Genomic DNA, 14,705 nt, shown 5'->3' with positions numbered 1-14,705 from the left:
TAAAATTTGGTTTAGGTTATTATAATTTTTCTACTAAAATCTCTATTCTTCGGTTAATTTTGTGCTCTTGCTCTGTACAATATACTCCATCTAAACAATCATTTAATAGTACTTCTTCTCCGTAAGCATTAGCATTAACATTAGATGCTATTACTCCCTTAGATAATAAATAATCTAAAGATCTTTGCATTCTGCGCTGTGACAACCACAAATTATACTTATTTGTACCTCTTGAGTCTGTATACGCACCAAGTTTAACAACTACGGTAGGATTTTCTTTTAATAGTTCTGCTATAGCTACTAAGGTTTTCTTAGAATTTTTATCTAAATAAGAGCTATTTAAAGCAAAGTTGATACTCCCTAAACTATTTATTTTATTCTGTAAATCTTCTTTTCTTTGAATTAAGGCCTCAAGTTTCTCTTTTTCAATTTGAGCTAATCGGTTAGCTTCTTCTTCTTTTTTAAGACGCTCTGCTAACTGCCTCGCTTCTTCCTCTTGTTGTTTAGCCAATGCAGTAGAATCGGCTACACGTTGCCTCTCTTTTAAAATCTCTTCTATCTGAGCTTGTTTCTCTAATCCCTTTTTAGAAAGTTCTTTTTCTGCTTTAAATTGATATACAACACCAACTGCATGTTGCAAATGGTTTGTTACTCCGTCGCCTTTATCCATTGCCCATTTACCAGAAGAATTAAAGTCCAAACCGATACGGTCTGTAATCCAAGTTCTAAAACCTACAACTCCATTATACGTTCCTCGGCTATTATTATTAGCATCTGTATATCCTAATCCTACACCAATATATGGATCAAACCAAGCAGTTTGTCCTATAATTTTGTTTAAATCGTAACTTACTCTTGCATCAATAGCATAGTAGTCTGTTTCATTTAAGTTTACAGCCCCATCAACAATTTTACCTATTTTATACTTATTATAACTACCAATAGCCTCTAGACCTATACCACTTTCAAAATATTTTCCAATACTAACTCTAGATGGAAAAGCTACTGAATTCCATTGTTTATCTACATCAAATAATTCATCAAAAACATCTCCAGAGTCATCAACAAAATTATATCCAAGACCAAACATCCAAGAACTTTTAACAATGCTATCTTTAGCTGTAAGTTGTAAATCTTGAGCCCATAAAGAACCCATAGTGTGAAGTAAAATAACTAAAACACCAACCTTAATATTTTTCATAATCTAATTTTCCCAAATAAGATTACGAAGTTATTCTGTTAGCAAACTACGTCCAACAAAATCGTGTAAACAGTAGCTTTCATCGATATAAAACAGCTTTTAACAAAACTTATTGATGTGTATTTTTATAGTATTTGTTAAAGGCTTCTTCATAAACTTTTTCATACATTGGAAGAATATTTACGATGTCAAATTTATGTGCCTCTTTTTCCGCATTATCTTTAAAAGTATTTAATGTTGCATCATCCTTTAAAATCTTTAATGCATTTAATGCCATACTATCTACATCACCAACATTACTCATATAACCAGTTACGCCATCTACATTAACTTCTGGTATACCTCCAGTGTTACTAGATATTACAGGTACTCTATGCATCATTGCCTCTAAAGCTGCCAATCCAAAACTTTCTGTTTCTGAAGGTAATAAAAACAAATCTGTAAAACATAAAATACGATCTACCTCGTTGCTATTTCCTAAGAAAACAACTTTGTCTTTTATTCCTAAATCTTCTGCTAATTGTTCTGCTTTTTCTTTTTCAGGACCCTCACCCACCATAATTAATTTGGCTGCTGTTACATCAACAATTTTCTTAAATATTTGCACAACATCTGGTATTCTTTTTACCTTTCTAAAGTTACTAATGTGTGTTATAATTCGCTCATCATCATTTGCCATTAAAGAACGTTGACAATCTGTATAATCTGCATTGTAATTACTTTTATCTATGAAGTTTGGAATTACATTTATCTTTTTTTTAATATGAAAAAGATCTAAGGTACTCTGCTTTAAGTTTTCTGATACCGAGGTAACTACTTCAGACTTATTTATACTAAATGTAACTGCTGGTTTGTAAAAAGGATGCTTACCTACTAAAGTTATGTCTGTACCATGAAGAGTAGTTACCATAGGAATATAAATGCCTTCTTCTTCTAACATTTTTTTAGCCATATAACCTGCATAAGCATGTGGAATTGCATAGTGAACATGAAGTAATTCTATTCCAAAAAACTTAACAGTGTCTACCAATTTACTAGATAATGCTAGTTCATAAGGTTGGTATTTAAAAAGTGGATATTCGGGAACATTTACCTCATGAAAATGTATACGTTCGTTTAACAACTCTAATCTTACAGGCTGCCTATATGTAACAAAATGTATTTCATGACCTCTATTAGCAAGTGCAATTCCTAACTCTGTGGCTACAACACCACTTCCCCCAAACGTTGGGTAACAAACAATAGCTATTTTCATTCTAGCAAAATTAATATTTTAATTTAGTATAGCGTCGTAAATTACTTGCTGAATTCTGGTTCTTAACCCAGATTTAACTAAAAGGTTGTTGTTTTGAGTAGGATATGTTCTGTTAGACAAAAATACATATACAATTTCTTCATCAGGATCTGCCCAAGTATAAGTGCCTGTAAAACCACTATGTCCAAAACTTTTTCTAGAGACGCAACCGCATGTAGATCCTGAGCCTTTTAACTGTGGCTTATCAAAACCTACTCCCCTACGCACATCTTCGTCACAAAAATAACAGGTATTAAATTTTTTTATAGTCCGTTCGTTAAAGTAGCGTTTGCCCCCGTAATAGCCTCCTTGCAAATACATTTGCATAATTTTAGCAACATCATTAGCATTACTAAATAAACCTGCATGACCTCCTACACCGCCTTGCATTGCCGCTCCCATATCATGAACATAACCCTGCACGGTTGCATAACGGTAATAATTATCTTTTTCTGATGGCACTATCATATCTTTAGAATACTTCTCTAAAGGATTGTATGCTGTACGGTTTGCTCCTATTGGTTGGTACAAAAAATCATCTACCAATTTATCTAAATCATTCTTATAAGTATCTTCTATATATTTTTTAAAAACATAGTAGCCTACATCACTATACCTATACCTATTAGATTTTAAATCTTGCCTTCCTATTCTATTATAAATTGAGTCTTTGTAGGCTCTTGTTAGATATAAATGATCAAAAACTTTATACGGATAATCCGCAGACTTTTTACTACTATAAAATTCTCTAGAGGGTTTTCTGTTATTATCTAACGTACTCACATAAAAAGCTATCCAAGCTGGTAGCCTACCGTAATGAGACAGCGCTTTTAACACAGTAACATCTTTTAACTCTGTATCTGCATATTCCGGAATTAGATCTTTAAACGTATTATTTAACGCTATTTTATTCTCTTCTTCCATTTTCATAATCATTGGCAGTGTCCCTAAAATTTTGGTTACAGAGGCAAGGTCATAGATATAATTATTGGTAATTTTTTCATTAGACTCGTAAGTAGGCTTACCAAAGCTTTTGTGGTATACCACTTTTCCCTTACGTGCAACTAATACCTGTGCCCCAGGAAACATTAATGAGTCTATACCTGCGGTAACTAGTGTATCTATTTTGCGTAGTCCGTAAGTGCTTAAACCTACACGCTCAGGATAATCATACCCTAATCTTTTTAACGATTCAAATTTTATTCCTGTACCTACTGGGTATTTAGTACTTATAGAGACAGGTAAATTACCTTTTGCTCCTATAGCTCCAAATAATAATTGAGCAGTTTTCTGTTGTGCCAAAGTGCTATTTTGATATCCTATAACTACACCATCCAATGTACTTAAGTCCGTATTTAAAAGCGTATACGGCTTAGCAAAATTCACTAAAACAGAATTTGATGTTCTTAACGAGGATACTGCTTTTACAATTTCTGCATCTTTAGTTGAAAATTGATAAGATTTCCAAGGGCTAGCATTACTTTTGTGATGTCCTATTATAACAATATTAAATTGTTGTAATTTTTGTAGTAAAATTTGAAGGTTGTCTTCTTTCACTTCAGTAACTGTTGTGTATTTTTTAAGCTCTTGTATAAAATCTTCTCCAGAAGCGTCACCCAAACTTAGATAAGCTATTTTTTTGTTTTCTAACTTTGCAATAGGCAAAAGGTCTAATTTATTTTTAACAACGGTGATAGCTTCTTCAATTGCCTCTTCATACACCAAATCGTTACTTAAAGTATTTAAATCATTATACAAATTTTTAAGACTTACCAGCTTGTTATTATGCAAATTTGCCTTGTATTTTGCTTTTAATATTTTTTTTACAGAACGTGCTAATCTCTCCTCTGTTACAACCCCATAATTATAGGCTTCAATTATTTTTTGCTTCCCTTTTCTTACATCTAAAGGCATTAACAAAATATCATTACCTGCCAAAAAAGCTGTTAAATCTGTATCCCCTGGATCTGAGTGGTTTGCTACACCTTTCATATTTAGCGCATCAGTAAAAATTAAACCTTTATATTGCAATTTATTCTGTAATAAATTAGTCACAATATTTTCTGATAATGATGAAGGATAATTTGATCTTGACTCTAAACTGGGTATATTTAAATGTGCAATCATTACACTACTTAATTTTCCGTGATTTATGAGTTTTTTAAACGGATAAAGTTCAATACTATCTAGCCTTTCTTTTGAAAAGTTAATTACAGGTAATGTTTTGTGAGAATCTGTTGACGTATCTCCGTGCCCTGGAAAATGTTTTCCGCTAGACAATATACCGGCTTTTTCAAATCCGTTTACAAAAGCTATCCCCATTTTAGCTACGTTGTCTTTATCTTCTCCAAACGATCTATTACCTATAATAGGGTTTAATGAATTGGTATTTATATCTATATCTGGCGCAAAGTTAATTTGTACTCCTAAACGTTTAGCGTGCTCACCTATTTGCTGAGCTACTTTTTCTACAACGGCATTATTTTTTATGGCACCTAAAGTCATATTCCAAGGAAAAGCATAGGTAGAATCTAAACGCATTGCCAAACCCCACTCTGCATCCATACCTATTAATAGAGGTATTTTTGCTGCTTTTTGGTATGTGTTAGTTAACTTTGCTTGCCGTACAGGTCCTCCTTTAGAAAAAATGACACCGCCAATATTTTCCTTTAATATCAGCTCTTTTATTTTATCTGTACTTTGTTTATTTTGGTTTGATGCAACACTAACCATAAACAGCTGCCCTACTTTTTCATCTAAAGTCATAGCGCTGTACTGTGCATCTACCCATTTTTTTTGTAAAATAGAATCCTTTGTTACTAAAGGGTCTACTGTAGTAACTAAAGAATCTAATTCTTGAGCATTAACTACTAAAAAACTAAAAAAAAATAAAGAAAATGAAACTAATAACCGCATAAACGAATGTAAAACAGGTTTGTTTTTAAGTAAATCTGTAGGTTAAGAACTTTACTTAGTAAGTATAAAAGATTTGGGGAGAACTTTATATTACATAAACCTACTGTGCCAACTTTCTTCTGCAGGAACTTCCCAGTAGTTTAAATACTCGTGCTTATTAGCTACAAGATTGTTAAATACAATAGTTTTTTTAGAGACCGATTTATTTTTAGCCATCTTTTTAAAATCTACCAAAGTTTTGTAAGCTACAAATTCTCCTTGTTTGTAAGATACATTCATCTTATCTAACAAATCTATATTATATTTTTGCTCTAAACTTTGAATAAAACGTACTGAGGCATCTATAGAACAACCTGTTGCAGAAGCATTGGTTTGGTCTAAACCTAACACTATAAAACGTTTGTATTTTATTTCATAACCTGCTGTTAGGTTACTCCCGTGAGCAATCCAATCTACAATAAAAGCATCTAGACCCTCTTTTATCTCTGCTAACTCTTCTGGAGTTAAAGACCTATTGGCCTGGTATATCCAAATACGAGATGTATCTGGCAAATCTTTAAAATCTACTAGCATAATTATTTTATTAAAAGTAAATAGACGTTTATTTTTTATAAAACTTCCTCTCTACCATAAAGATTTTCTTATAAATCTTCTGCATTAGCAATAAGTTCTGCAATATCCAAAACTTCTACTTCTCCTTCTTTTTCTTTACTCTTAACGCCGTCTGTCATCATTGTATTACAAAAAGGACAACCTGCAGCAATAATTTCTGGTTTAGTACCTAAGGCTTGCTCTGTACGTTCTACATTAACATCCTTGTTACCATTTTCTGGCTCCTTAAACATTTGTGCACCACCAGCACCACAACATAATCCCTTTTTCTTGCAGTTTTTCATTTCTACAAGCTCTGCATCTAACTTACGTATTAAATCTCTTGGAGCTTCATACACACCATTTGCTCTTCCTAAATAACAAGGATCATGAAAAGTAATACGTTTACCTTTATATTGGCCACCTTCCATAGTAATTCTTCCTTCAGCTAATAAATCTTTTAAAAACTGCGTATGATGAACTACGTCATAGTTACCACCCAACCCTGGGTATTCATTTTTTATAGTATTAAAACAGTGCGGACAAGCTGTAACTACTTTTTTAACTTCATAAGCATTCATTACCTCTATATTGGTAACTGCTTGCATTTGAAATAAAAATTCGTTTCCTGCTCTTTTTGCTGGATCTCCTGTACAGCTTTCTTCTGTTCCTAAAACAGCAAAACTAACGTTTGCTTTATTTAAAATTTTTACAAATGCTTTGGTAATTTTTTTTGCTCTATCGTCAAAACTTCCTGCACACCCAACCCAAAATAAAACTTCTGGTTGTTTACCCTCGGCAAATAACTCTGCCATTGTTGGCACTTTTAATTCGTTACTCATAAATATTTTGGATTTCTATTTAAGATTCGTTTTTCCAGTTTAACCTATCCATTTGATTAAATGGCCAAGGCGCTCCGTTGTTTTCTATATTTCCCATCATATTATTTAAATCTGATGGTGCTGCAGACTGCTCCATTACCAAGTAACGACGCATATCCATAATTATAGATAATGGGTCTATACTAACAGGACAAGCCTCTGTACAGGCATTACATGATGTACACGCCCATAGCTCTTCTTCTGTAATGTAATCTCCTAATAATTGTTTGCCGTCTGCTACAAACTCGCCTTTATTTTTGTCTATATTATTACCTACTTCATGAAGCCTATCTCTGGTATCCATCATTATCTTTCTTGGCGATAATAATTTACCTGTTTGATTGGCAGGACACTCACTAGTACACCTACCACACTCCGTACAGGTATATGAATTTAACAACTGCACCCAGTTTAAATCTGTAACGTCTGATGCTCCAAACTTGTCTGGCTCTGCAGTCTCATCTGCTCCCTCTGCTGGTGCTGCAAATGGATCTGCATCTGGGTCCATCATCATTTTAACCTCTGCTGTTACAGCCTCAAGGTTATCTAATTGTCCTTTTGGTTTTACTTTTCCATAGTACGTATTAGGGAAAGCTAATAAAATATGTAAGTGCTTAGAATAGTATAGGTAATTTAAGAAAAGTAAAATACCTATTATGTGTAACCACCATGCAGAACGCTCTACAACTATTAGACTAGCCTCTGACATACCACTAAACAATGGCGCTATAAACTGACTAATAGGAAACGAACCGGCTTTAACATAATGCAAGGCATCTATAGTTTGTAATTGAAAATCTGCTGCATTCATTGTTAAAAAAAGCGTCATTAACACGAACTCAATATACAAAATAAGGTTTCCATCTTTTTTAGGCCAACCTTTCATTTCTGGCTTTAAAAAACGTTGAATTTTTATAACATTTCTTCTTACCCAAAAGATAACAACCGAAACAATTACTAAAAACGCTAAAATTTCAAAAGAACCAATTAACACATCATAAACAACACCTAATGGCGCAAAAATACGGTGTGTACCAAGTAATCCGTCTAAAATAATTTCTAGTACTTCAATGTTTATAATAATAAAACCAACATAAACAATTATGTGCAAAATACCTGCAACAGGACGCACAACCATTTTGGTTTGTCCTAATGCAATACGAGCCATATTTTTCCAGCGCTGTGGTTTATTATCACTTACATCTACATCTTTCCCTAATTTAATATTACGAGAAAGTGCTTTTACGTTTTTAGCAAAAAATCCTATACCAGCAACTAATACTAGTAAGAAAATAATGTTGGGAAGGTAATCCATATATAATAGTTAGTTATTTAGTTTTTTAAAGTGTCAGCAGGGTCGTTTTCTGGTAAGGTATAATCTTTTTGTTTTTTACCAAAAACAGAAACATTTACGTAACGTTTAGGGTTTAACCTAAAATCTTGCAATAGTAAATCTAACTCTTTTGATGCGCCTGCTAGATTGTTGTAAAGTTCTTCATTGTTCATTAATTTTCCTAATGAACCCTCACCTTTATCTATTTTTGTTAGCAAATTATCTAAATTAGCAACCGTTTTTTGTAATCCCGCAATGCTTTTATCTAGCTCTGATTCAGATAATGAGGTAGATATTTTAGCAAAATCATCAGTTATTTTTTTTATGTTAGCCAATGAGCCTTCTAAATCTTCTTTATTGTTAGCCATTAAGCTATTTAAAGAGTTTGTAGTAATCTTAAAGCTCTTTATTAAATCATTTAAACCAGCTATACTACTTTGTAAATCTTTTTTTGTTTTAGCATCTAAAACATCATTTACATTTATTAAAAGTGAGTCCGCATTGGAAATAGCTCCTTCTACCTTAGTTTGTAATGGAGCTAAATTTTGCTGCACTAAATCTGTTAAACCTGGTTTAGTTTTGGTTACTAATGTGTCTCCAGATTTTGCTGTTGTAGCGTTATCAAAAACAGGTATTATCTGAATTCCTTTTCCTCCAATTATTCCAGTATCATACAATTCTGCAACACTGTTTTTTGAAAACTGAAAATCACTATCAACCGTAAAGGTCACCAATAATTTCCCTGTTTTATCTTTAAATTTAATATCATTTACTTTACCAACAGCAAAGCCATTTATAGATACCTGCGTACCAGGTTGTAGTCCGCCAACATCGTCATAAATAGCATAAAAGGTTTTACTATTATCAAACAAAGGTGTAGCCTTTAGGTAACTAAACCCCATTATAAATAGCAATATTCCGCCAATAACAATTATTCCTGTTTTTAATTCTCTAGATAGTTTCAATAGAAATATGTTTTGCTCTAAAATTAATTAGAATTATTTTTTTAATTGTTTAATAGCATCCTCTACATTAATACGCTTGCCATCTTTATAAGCTACAATGTATGAAGATATATACCCTTTTATATCAGCATTACTCTTAATTAACTTTGCATCATAATACGTTTTTGCCTTACCAGTCATATAACGGTATAAATTGTTAACTGGTTCTTTTGTTAACGCATTAAGCCCTTTAAAATTATCTGGTACTAAAGGTATAGATTTTCCGCTTGCAAAAAGCTGTACTCTAAATTCTATATTATAAATATTTTCTTCAACTATTTTTTCTTCTTGTTTAGGTGCACTAACAATTTCTGGTTCTTTAATAACAGGTTTTTTAGTAACAACAACGTCTTTTTCTTTTTCCTCTTGTGCTTTTTCTTTAACAACCTCTGTTACTACTTGCGCTGTTGGTTGTGGTTCTGGAGTACTTGTAGATGCCGCCAATGCATTAGCCACCAATTGGTCCATATAAGCAACCACAGACTCTGCTATTGCCGTTCCCATCTCTAATTGTCCGGATCTAGAGTTTAAATAAGCACCTTCATTTTTATTAGTTAAAAAACCAGTTTCTATTAAAACACTTGGCATAAACGTTTGGTGTAAAACTATAAAACCAGCTTGCTTTACCTTACGGTCTGTACGCTTTAATTTATTAGAAAATTTATCTTGTAGTAATTTTGCCAAAGCAATACTTTGGTCTAAAAACTCTTCTTGCATAATGGTTAAACCGATTACAGACTCAGGTGAATCTATATTATACTCAGAGTATTTAGCCTGGTAATTATCTTCTAAATAAATAACAGAGTTCTCTTTTTTAGCAATTTCAAAATTTTGCTTATTGGCGTGTAATCCTAAAACAAAAGTACCCGCACCGTGTGCATCTGATGTGTGAGAATCACAATGTACAGAAACAAATAAATCTGCATTAGCCTTATTGGCTATTTCCCCACGCTCAAATAAATCTACAAAGGTGTCGTCCTTTCTGGTGTAAATTACTTTTATGTTTGGATTTTGAGATAATAATTGGCCCGCCTTTAAAACAATATTTAAGGCAATATTTTTTTCTAAATAACCATTACCCAAATTTCCTGGATCATGACCACCGTGACCGGCATCTAAAACAACCACAAATTTATCTTGTGCTGTAATAGAATTAAAATTAATGCTTAATGATGAAAGTAAAAAAGTAAGCAGCAATAGTCTAACTGATGAAAAGTTGTTAAATTTTAATATATAATTATTAAATGTTTTATTCATTTAGGTTAAATTTATTCTAATGCGTATTTTAAAATAAAAAATATGCGTAAGTTTGATGCCCGAAACGACGAGCCAAATCAATACAAAAATAGGATTTATAGCCTTGCAATCAAATAAACATCGTTTACTTTTTTCTTTACTCCTGTTTTTAGGGGTTTTAAGCCTATCTGCACAGGAAGATAAGGTAATACCACTAACTATAAAGAAACAAAAAGATACAATAGTAGCTCCATTAATTCCTGCCGATATACTAGGTAACACCGCAAAAAAAGATAGCGTAATACAAGATTCTACTGTAAAAAAAGAACCTTTACTAGCAGACATTGTAAAAAGAAAAGCTGAAGGTTATATGCGTTATGACCGTAAAGAAGGTAAAATATATTTGTATGACAAAGCAGAATTATATTACCAGGACACAGAACTAAAAGCAGGGATTATAATTATGGACCTTGCTAAAAATGAAGTTTATGCTGGCCGTATAAAAGACTCTACAGGTGTATACACACAGTTACCAGACTTTAAACAAGGTAACCAAGTTGTAAAACCAGACTCTATAAGGTTTAATTTTGACACACAAAAAGCTCTTATTTGGAACTCTAGAACGGAACAGCAAGCTGGTTTAGGTAGTATTGGTAGTGATGCTATGAAGGTGTACGCCGAAAAAACAAAAAAGGAGAACGACTCTGTTTATTTTATGAGCCGAGCAAAGGTTACAACATCTAACGACACTATAAACCCAGATTATTATATACTTGTACGCAAAGGTAAATTTGTACCTGGCAAAAAAATGATTGCAGGTTATAGTAATATGTTTATTGCAGATGTACCTACTCCTATTGCGTTACCTTTTGCATATTTTCCTATGACAACTGGTAATACTGCAGGCTTAATTTTTCCAACTTTTGGTAGTGATCCAGACAGAGGGTATTTTTTACAAAACGGTGGTTATTATTTTCCTATTAGTGATTATGTAGATTTAACATTACAGGGAGACTTTTACACCAATGGTAGTTATGGTTTTAGAGGGCAATCCGTCTATACCAAACGTTATAAATATAAAGGAAACATAAATATAAGGTTTGAAAACCAAATAAATAGCCAGAAAGGTTTTGAAGACTATAGTAGATCTACAAATTACAACATACAAATATCGCACACGCAAGATCCTAAAAACAACCCCAACTCTAGGCTTTCAGCCAATGTAAACCTTGGTAGTAGTGATTACTACAGAAGTTCTTTAAACCAGTATAATGTACCCAATACACAAAACAATAACTTATCATCTTCTGTATCCTACTCCAAAACGTTTCCGGCGTACCCGTCTGTAAACCTTAGTTTAACGGCTACTCATAACCAAAACACCAATACAGACGTTATTAACTTAACGCTACCTACAATGCAAGCAAGTATGGAGCGTATTTTTCCGTTTGCAAAAAGAGATGGCTTAAAAAAAGGCATTATACAAAACATTAATTTTCAGTATGATGTTAATGCACAAAACCAAATAACAACAGTAGATTCACTTTTCTTTAAATCTGAAATGTTTGATGATGCAAGAGTTGGAGCAAGACATAGAATACCCGTTAGTACAAATTTTAAAATTTTTAAACAGTTAAGTGTTAGTCTTGGTGGATCTTATGAAGATATTTGGACGCTAGAAACCTACAACAAGTCTTATGATGCAACCACAGAAGAAGTAGTGTCTGAAAAAATAAATGGCTTTGACCGCTACAACAAATACAGCTTTAGCGCAAGTTTAGGAACAACAGTATACGGTACTTGGACTTTTGATGAAAGTAAGAACATACAAGCTATAAGACATACTATGCGTCCATCTATAGGGTATAGTTATTCTCCTTCTTTTGAAGAAACCTATGATGAATATATGAATGCCGATGGAGAATACATACAGTACAGTAGGTTTGAAGGAACTTTAAATGGTGCGCCCGGATTAACACAAAGTAGTGCCCTTAGTTTTTCTTTACAAAACACATTAGAGGCTAAGGTAAAGGATAAAGACTCTACTGCTACAGAGCCTAAAAAAATATCTTTATTAAGCAGTTTTAACATCTCTACAAATTATAATTTTCAGGCAGATTCATTACGTTTAAGCCCGTTTAGAATAAATGGTGGTACTACTATTTTAAATAAAAAAATGTCCATTAATTTCTCTGCAAATTTAGATCCTTATGCAATAGATAATAAAGGCACCAGAATTAACACTCTTAACGTTAATAATGGAGGTAGTTTATTTAGACTTACAACAGCAAGAGCTAACATAGGATACTCTTTAAACAGTAAAATGTTTAGCAAGGATAAAGACAAGGAAGAAGAGGATGAAGATAACGGAGACAATTATGTTGCGGCTAGTGGTGGTAGAACAGATGACTTATTTGGTACAGCAGATAATTTTAACGGAAGACCAGGAAACTTAAATGGTGATGAAGATGAAGAGGTAAAAGAAAACCCTTTATACAAAAATACTATACCTTGGGACGTTAGGCTTGCTTACGCAGTAAGTTATAGCAATCCTAATAGACAAGATGAAATTAGCAACCACTCTTTAATGTTTTCTGGAAATGTTGATTTAACTCCTAGATGGAAAGTAGGTGTATCATCTGGTTACGATTTTAAAAACCAAGGTTTTTCATTAACGCAATTGCGTTTTGAAAGAGATTTAAAGAGTTTTAGGCTTAATTTTAACTGGACACCATTTGGAACTTATGAAAGATGGTATTTCTTTATAGGAATTAAGAGTAGTATTCTTAAAGACCTTAAATGGGAACAAAGAAGCCAGAGATAAAACAACATTTATTTCTAAAATATTCTTCTTCTTTTTAAACTAATTAAAAAACACTTAATTAAGATGAAAAAAATTATTACAACAACTAATGCACCTGCCCCAATAGGACCATACAACCAAGCAGTTTTAACAGGGAATACATTATACATATCTGGCCAAATACCTATTGACCCAAAAACAGGAAATTTAATAGAAGGTGACATTAAAGCAGAAACTAAACAAAGTATGGAAAACTTAAAAGCCATACTTACAGAAGCTGGAATGACCTTTGAGAACGTTGTAAAGTCTTGCATATTTGTTAATGATATGCATCAATTTTCAGAAATTAATGAGGTATACGGATCTTACTTTAATGCAGACACTGCACCCGCAAGAGAAACTGTAGAAGTGGCTAATTTACCTAAGTTTGTAAACGTAGAAATTTCTATGATTGCAGTAAAGTAACAATACTATTAAACCATATAAAAAAAAGCGCAATCCATTACAGATTGCGCTTTTTACTTATGTGTTGCTTTTACACTCTTTATTACAAGTTACTTTTATGAAAATCTACCAACCCTTCAATTGGTCGTCTTCTAATAACTCCTAAAATAAGGTCGTTTCTTTCTATAACTTTAGCCAACTCATCTCTTAAAAAATAAGATATACTACCTACAAAATTTACAGGTACTTTGGTAGCCAAATCAAACTGCATAACATTATTATTAATAAACTGCTGTAGGCCTTTATTAATAACTCCTTTACAATAAGGGTGTTCTTTGTTTTCTATTATAAACTTTGCAAAAGTTGCCAAGTAGGTGTTAGGATTTGGTTGTTTGTATAAATTTTCTTTGATAAGGTCTGCTTCCAAATCATATTCAGCAGCAAATTTATCTGCCAAATCTTTAGGGATTTTATGAAAATAGTAGTCCCTAAGCAACTTTCTCCCAAAGAAATTACCACTACCATCATCCATTAAAATATACCCTAAAGAGGTTACTTTTTGATGTACTTTTTCCCCATCATAATAACTACAGTTAGAGCCCGTACCTAAAATACAAACAATACCTGGATCTCCTAACTTAGTAGTAGCGTGTATTGCTGCATAAGTATCTTCTTTTACTTGTGCCTCTGCATTAGGGAAAAAGGATTTAAAAATATCTTTTAAAAACAAACGCATACGCTCCGTACCGCAGCCAGCACCATAAAAAAATAGTTTAGTTACTTTTTGTTTGTTTTTAGATAATTCAAAATTATTTGCCAGTCTGTCTTCTATAACTTCTCTGGTTAAAACTTCTGGACTTAAACCTAATGTTTGCGTCACAAATAACTGGTCACCTTTATCATCTAAGGCTATCCAATCAGACTTTGTAGCACCGCTATCTACAATTAAAATCATACGTTATTACTTAAAATTAATGTATCCTGAAAATAAGTTACTACCTA

11 protein-coding genes are annotated in these 14,705 nt (G+C 32.7%); 2 read left to right on the top strand and 9 right to left on the bottom strand.

Annotated features, from left to right (window positions below; genetic code table 11):
* Positions 1-19: 19 nt before the first annotated feature.
* The 8 genes from PBN93_RS13070 to PBN93_RS13035 all read right to left on the bottom strand — a co-directional run bounded on the left by PBN93_RS13070 (position 20) and on the right by PBN93_RS13035 (position 10,477).
* Positions 20-1,201: an OmpA family protein gene (locus PBN93_RS13070; RefSeq protein WP_271080839.1), complete on the bottom strand. Its 1,182-nt coding sequence runs from the start codon at positions 1,199-1,201 to the stop codon at positions 20-22.
* Positions 1,202-1,310: 109 nt separating this feature from the next.
* The gene (gene bshA, locus PBN93_RS13065; protein WP_271080838.1) at positions 1,311-2,456 is read right to left on the bottom strand and encodes an N-acetyl-alpha-D-glucosaminyl L-malate synthase BshA; all 1,146 of its coding nucleotides are present in this window, start codon (positions 2,454-2,456) and stop codon (positions 1,311-1,313) included.
* 18 nt (positions 2,457-2,474) lie between these two features.
* Entirely contained in the window at positions 2,475-5,411 is a 2,937-nt protein-coding gene (locus PBN93_RS13060) for a glycoside hydrolase family 3 N-terminal domain-containing protein (RefSeq protein WP_271080837.1), read from the bottom strand.
* Between the two features lie 90 nt (positions 5,412-5,501).
* On the bottom strand, positions 5,502-5,984 hold the full coding sequence (locus tag PBN93_RS13055) for a PIN domain-containing protein (protein ID WP_271080836.1): 483 nt from the start codon (positions 5,982-5,984) through the stop codon (positions 5,502-5,504).
* Between the two features lie 68 nt (positions 5,985-6,052).
* Positions 6,053-6,844, bottom strand: a complete 792-nt coding sequence (locus tag PBN93_RS13050) for a (Fe-S)-binding protein (protein WP_077402423.1) — start codon at positions 6,842-6,844, stop codon at positions 6,053-6,055.
* A gap of 19 nt (positions 6,845-6,863) precedes the next feature.
* Positions 6,864-8,198, bottom strand: coding sequence for a (Fe-S)-binding protein (locus PBN93_RS13045; RefSeq protein ID WP_271080835.1), 1,335 nt, complete (start codon positions 8,196-8,198; stop codon positions 6,864-6,866).
* Positions 8,199-8,215: 17 nt separating this feature from the next.
* Positions 8,216-9,181, bottom strand: a complete 966-nt coding sequence (locus tag PBN93_RS13040) for an MlaD family protein (protein WP_077402417.1) — start codon at positions 9,179-9,181, stop codon at positions 8,216-8,218.
* 33 nt (positions 9,182-9,214) lie between these two features.
* Positions 9,215-10,477, bottom strand: a complete 1,263-nt coding sequence (locus PBN93_RS13035) for an N-acetylmuramoyl-L-alanine amidase family protein (protein ID WP_271080834.1) — start codon at positions 10,475-10,477, stop codon at positions 9,215-9,217.
* 55 nt (positions 10,478-10,532) lie between these two features.
* On the opposite strand from PBN93_RS13035, the gene PBN93_RS13030 reads away from it, so the two are divergent.
* Positions 10,533-13,280 carry a putative LPS assembly protein LptD gene (locus tag PBN93_RS13030; protein WP_171974486.1) on the top strand — a complete coding sequence of 916 codons (2,748 nt, stop codon included), beginning with the start codon at positions 10,533-10,535 and terminating at the stop codon, positions 13,278-13,280.
* 63 nt (positions 13,281-13,343) lie between these two features.
* Positions 13,344-13,724, top strand: coding sequence for a RidA family protein (locus PBN93_RS13025; RefSeq protein WP_271080833.1), 381 nt, complete (start codon positions 13,344-13,346; stop codon positions 13,722-13,724).
* An 82-nt stretch (positions 13,725-13,806) separates the two neighbouring features.
* Here PBN93_RS13025 and PBN93_RS13020 read toward each other — a convergent pair whose 3' ends face one another.
* Positions 13,807-14,658 (bottom strand): N-acetylglucosamine kinase, encoded by an 852-nt coding sequence (locus tag PBN93_RS13020; protein ID WP_077402404.1) that lies wholly within the window; start codon positions 14,656-14,658, stop codon positions 13,807-13,809.
* Positions 14,659-14,705: the final 47 nt, after the last annotated feature.

The sequence above is a fragment of the Cellulophaga omnivescoria genome (genome assembly GCF_027915275.1).
Taxonomy (GTDB): Bacteria; Bacteroidota; Bacteroidia; order Flavobacteriales; family Flavobacteriaceae; genus Cellulophaga; species Cellulophaga omnivescoria.
Note: the sequence above shows the minus strand (reverse complement) of the source record. Positions and strands in the feature narration are given on the sequence as shown.

Bases quoted from the DNA above. Each gene is read 5' to 3' on its own strand.
- PBN93_RS13045 (WP_271080835.1), bottom strand. From the start codon at position 8,198: ATGGATTACCTTCCCAACATTATTTTCTTACTAGTATTAGTTGCTGGT.
- PBN93_RS13050 (WP_077402423.1), bottom strand. From the start codon at position 6,844: ATGAGTAACGAATTAAAAGTGCCAACAATGGCAGAGTTATTTGCCGAG.
- PBN93_RS13035 (WP_271080834.1), bottom strand. From the start codon at position 10,477: ATGAATAAAACATTTAATAATTATATATTAAAATTTAACAACTTTTCA.
- bshA (WP_271080838.1), bottom strand. From the start codon at position 2,456: ATGAAAATAGCTATTGTTTGTTACCCAACGTTTGGGGGAAGTGGTGTT.
- PBN93_RS13030 (WP_171974486.1), top strand. From the start codon at position 10,533: ATGCCCGAAACGACGAGCCAAATCAATACAAAAATAGGATTTATAGCC.
- PBN93_RS13070 (WP_271080839.1), bottom strand. From the start codon at position 1,201: ATGAAAAATATTAAGGTTGGTGTTTTAGTTATTTTACTTCACACTATG.
- PBN93_RS13020 (WP_077402404.1), bottom strand. From the start codon at position 14,658: ATGATTTTAATTGTAGATAGCGGTGCTACAAAGTCTGATTGGATAGCC.
- PBN93_RS13060 (WP_271080837.1), bottom strand. From the start codon at position 5,411: ATGCGGTTATTAGTTTCATTTTCTTTATTTTTTTTTAGTTTTTTAGTA.
- PBN93_RS13055 (WP_271080836.1), bottom strand. From the start codon at position 5,984: ATGCTAGTAGATTTTAAAGATTTGCCAGATACATCTCGTATTTGGATA.
- PBN93_RS13025 (WP_271080833.1), top strand. From the start codon at position 13,344: ATGAAAAAAATTATTACAACAACTAATGCACCTGCCCCAATAGGACCA.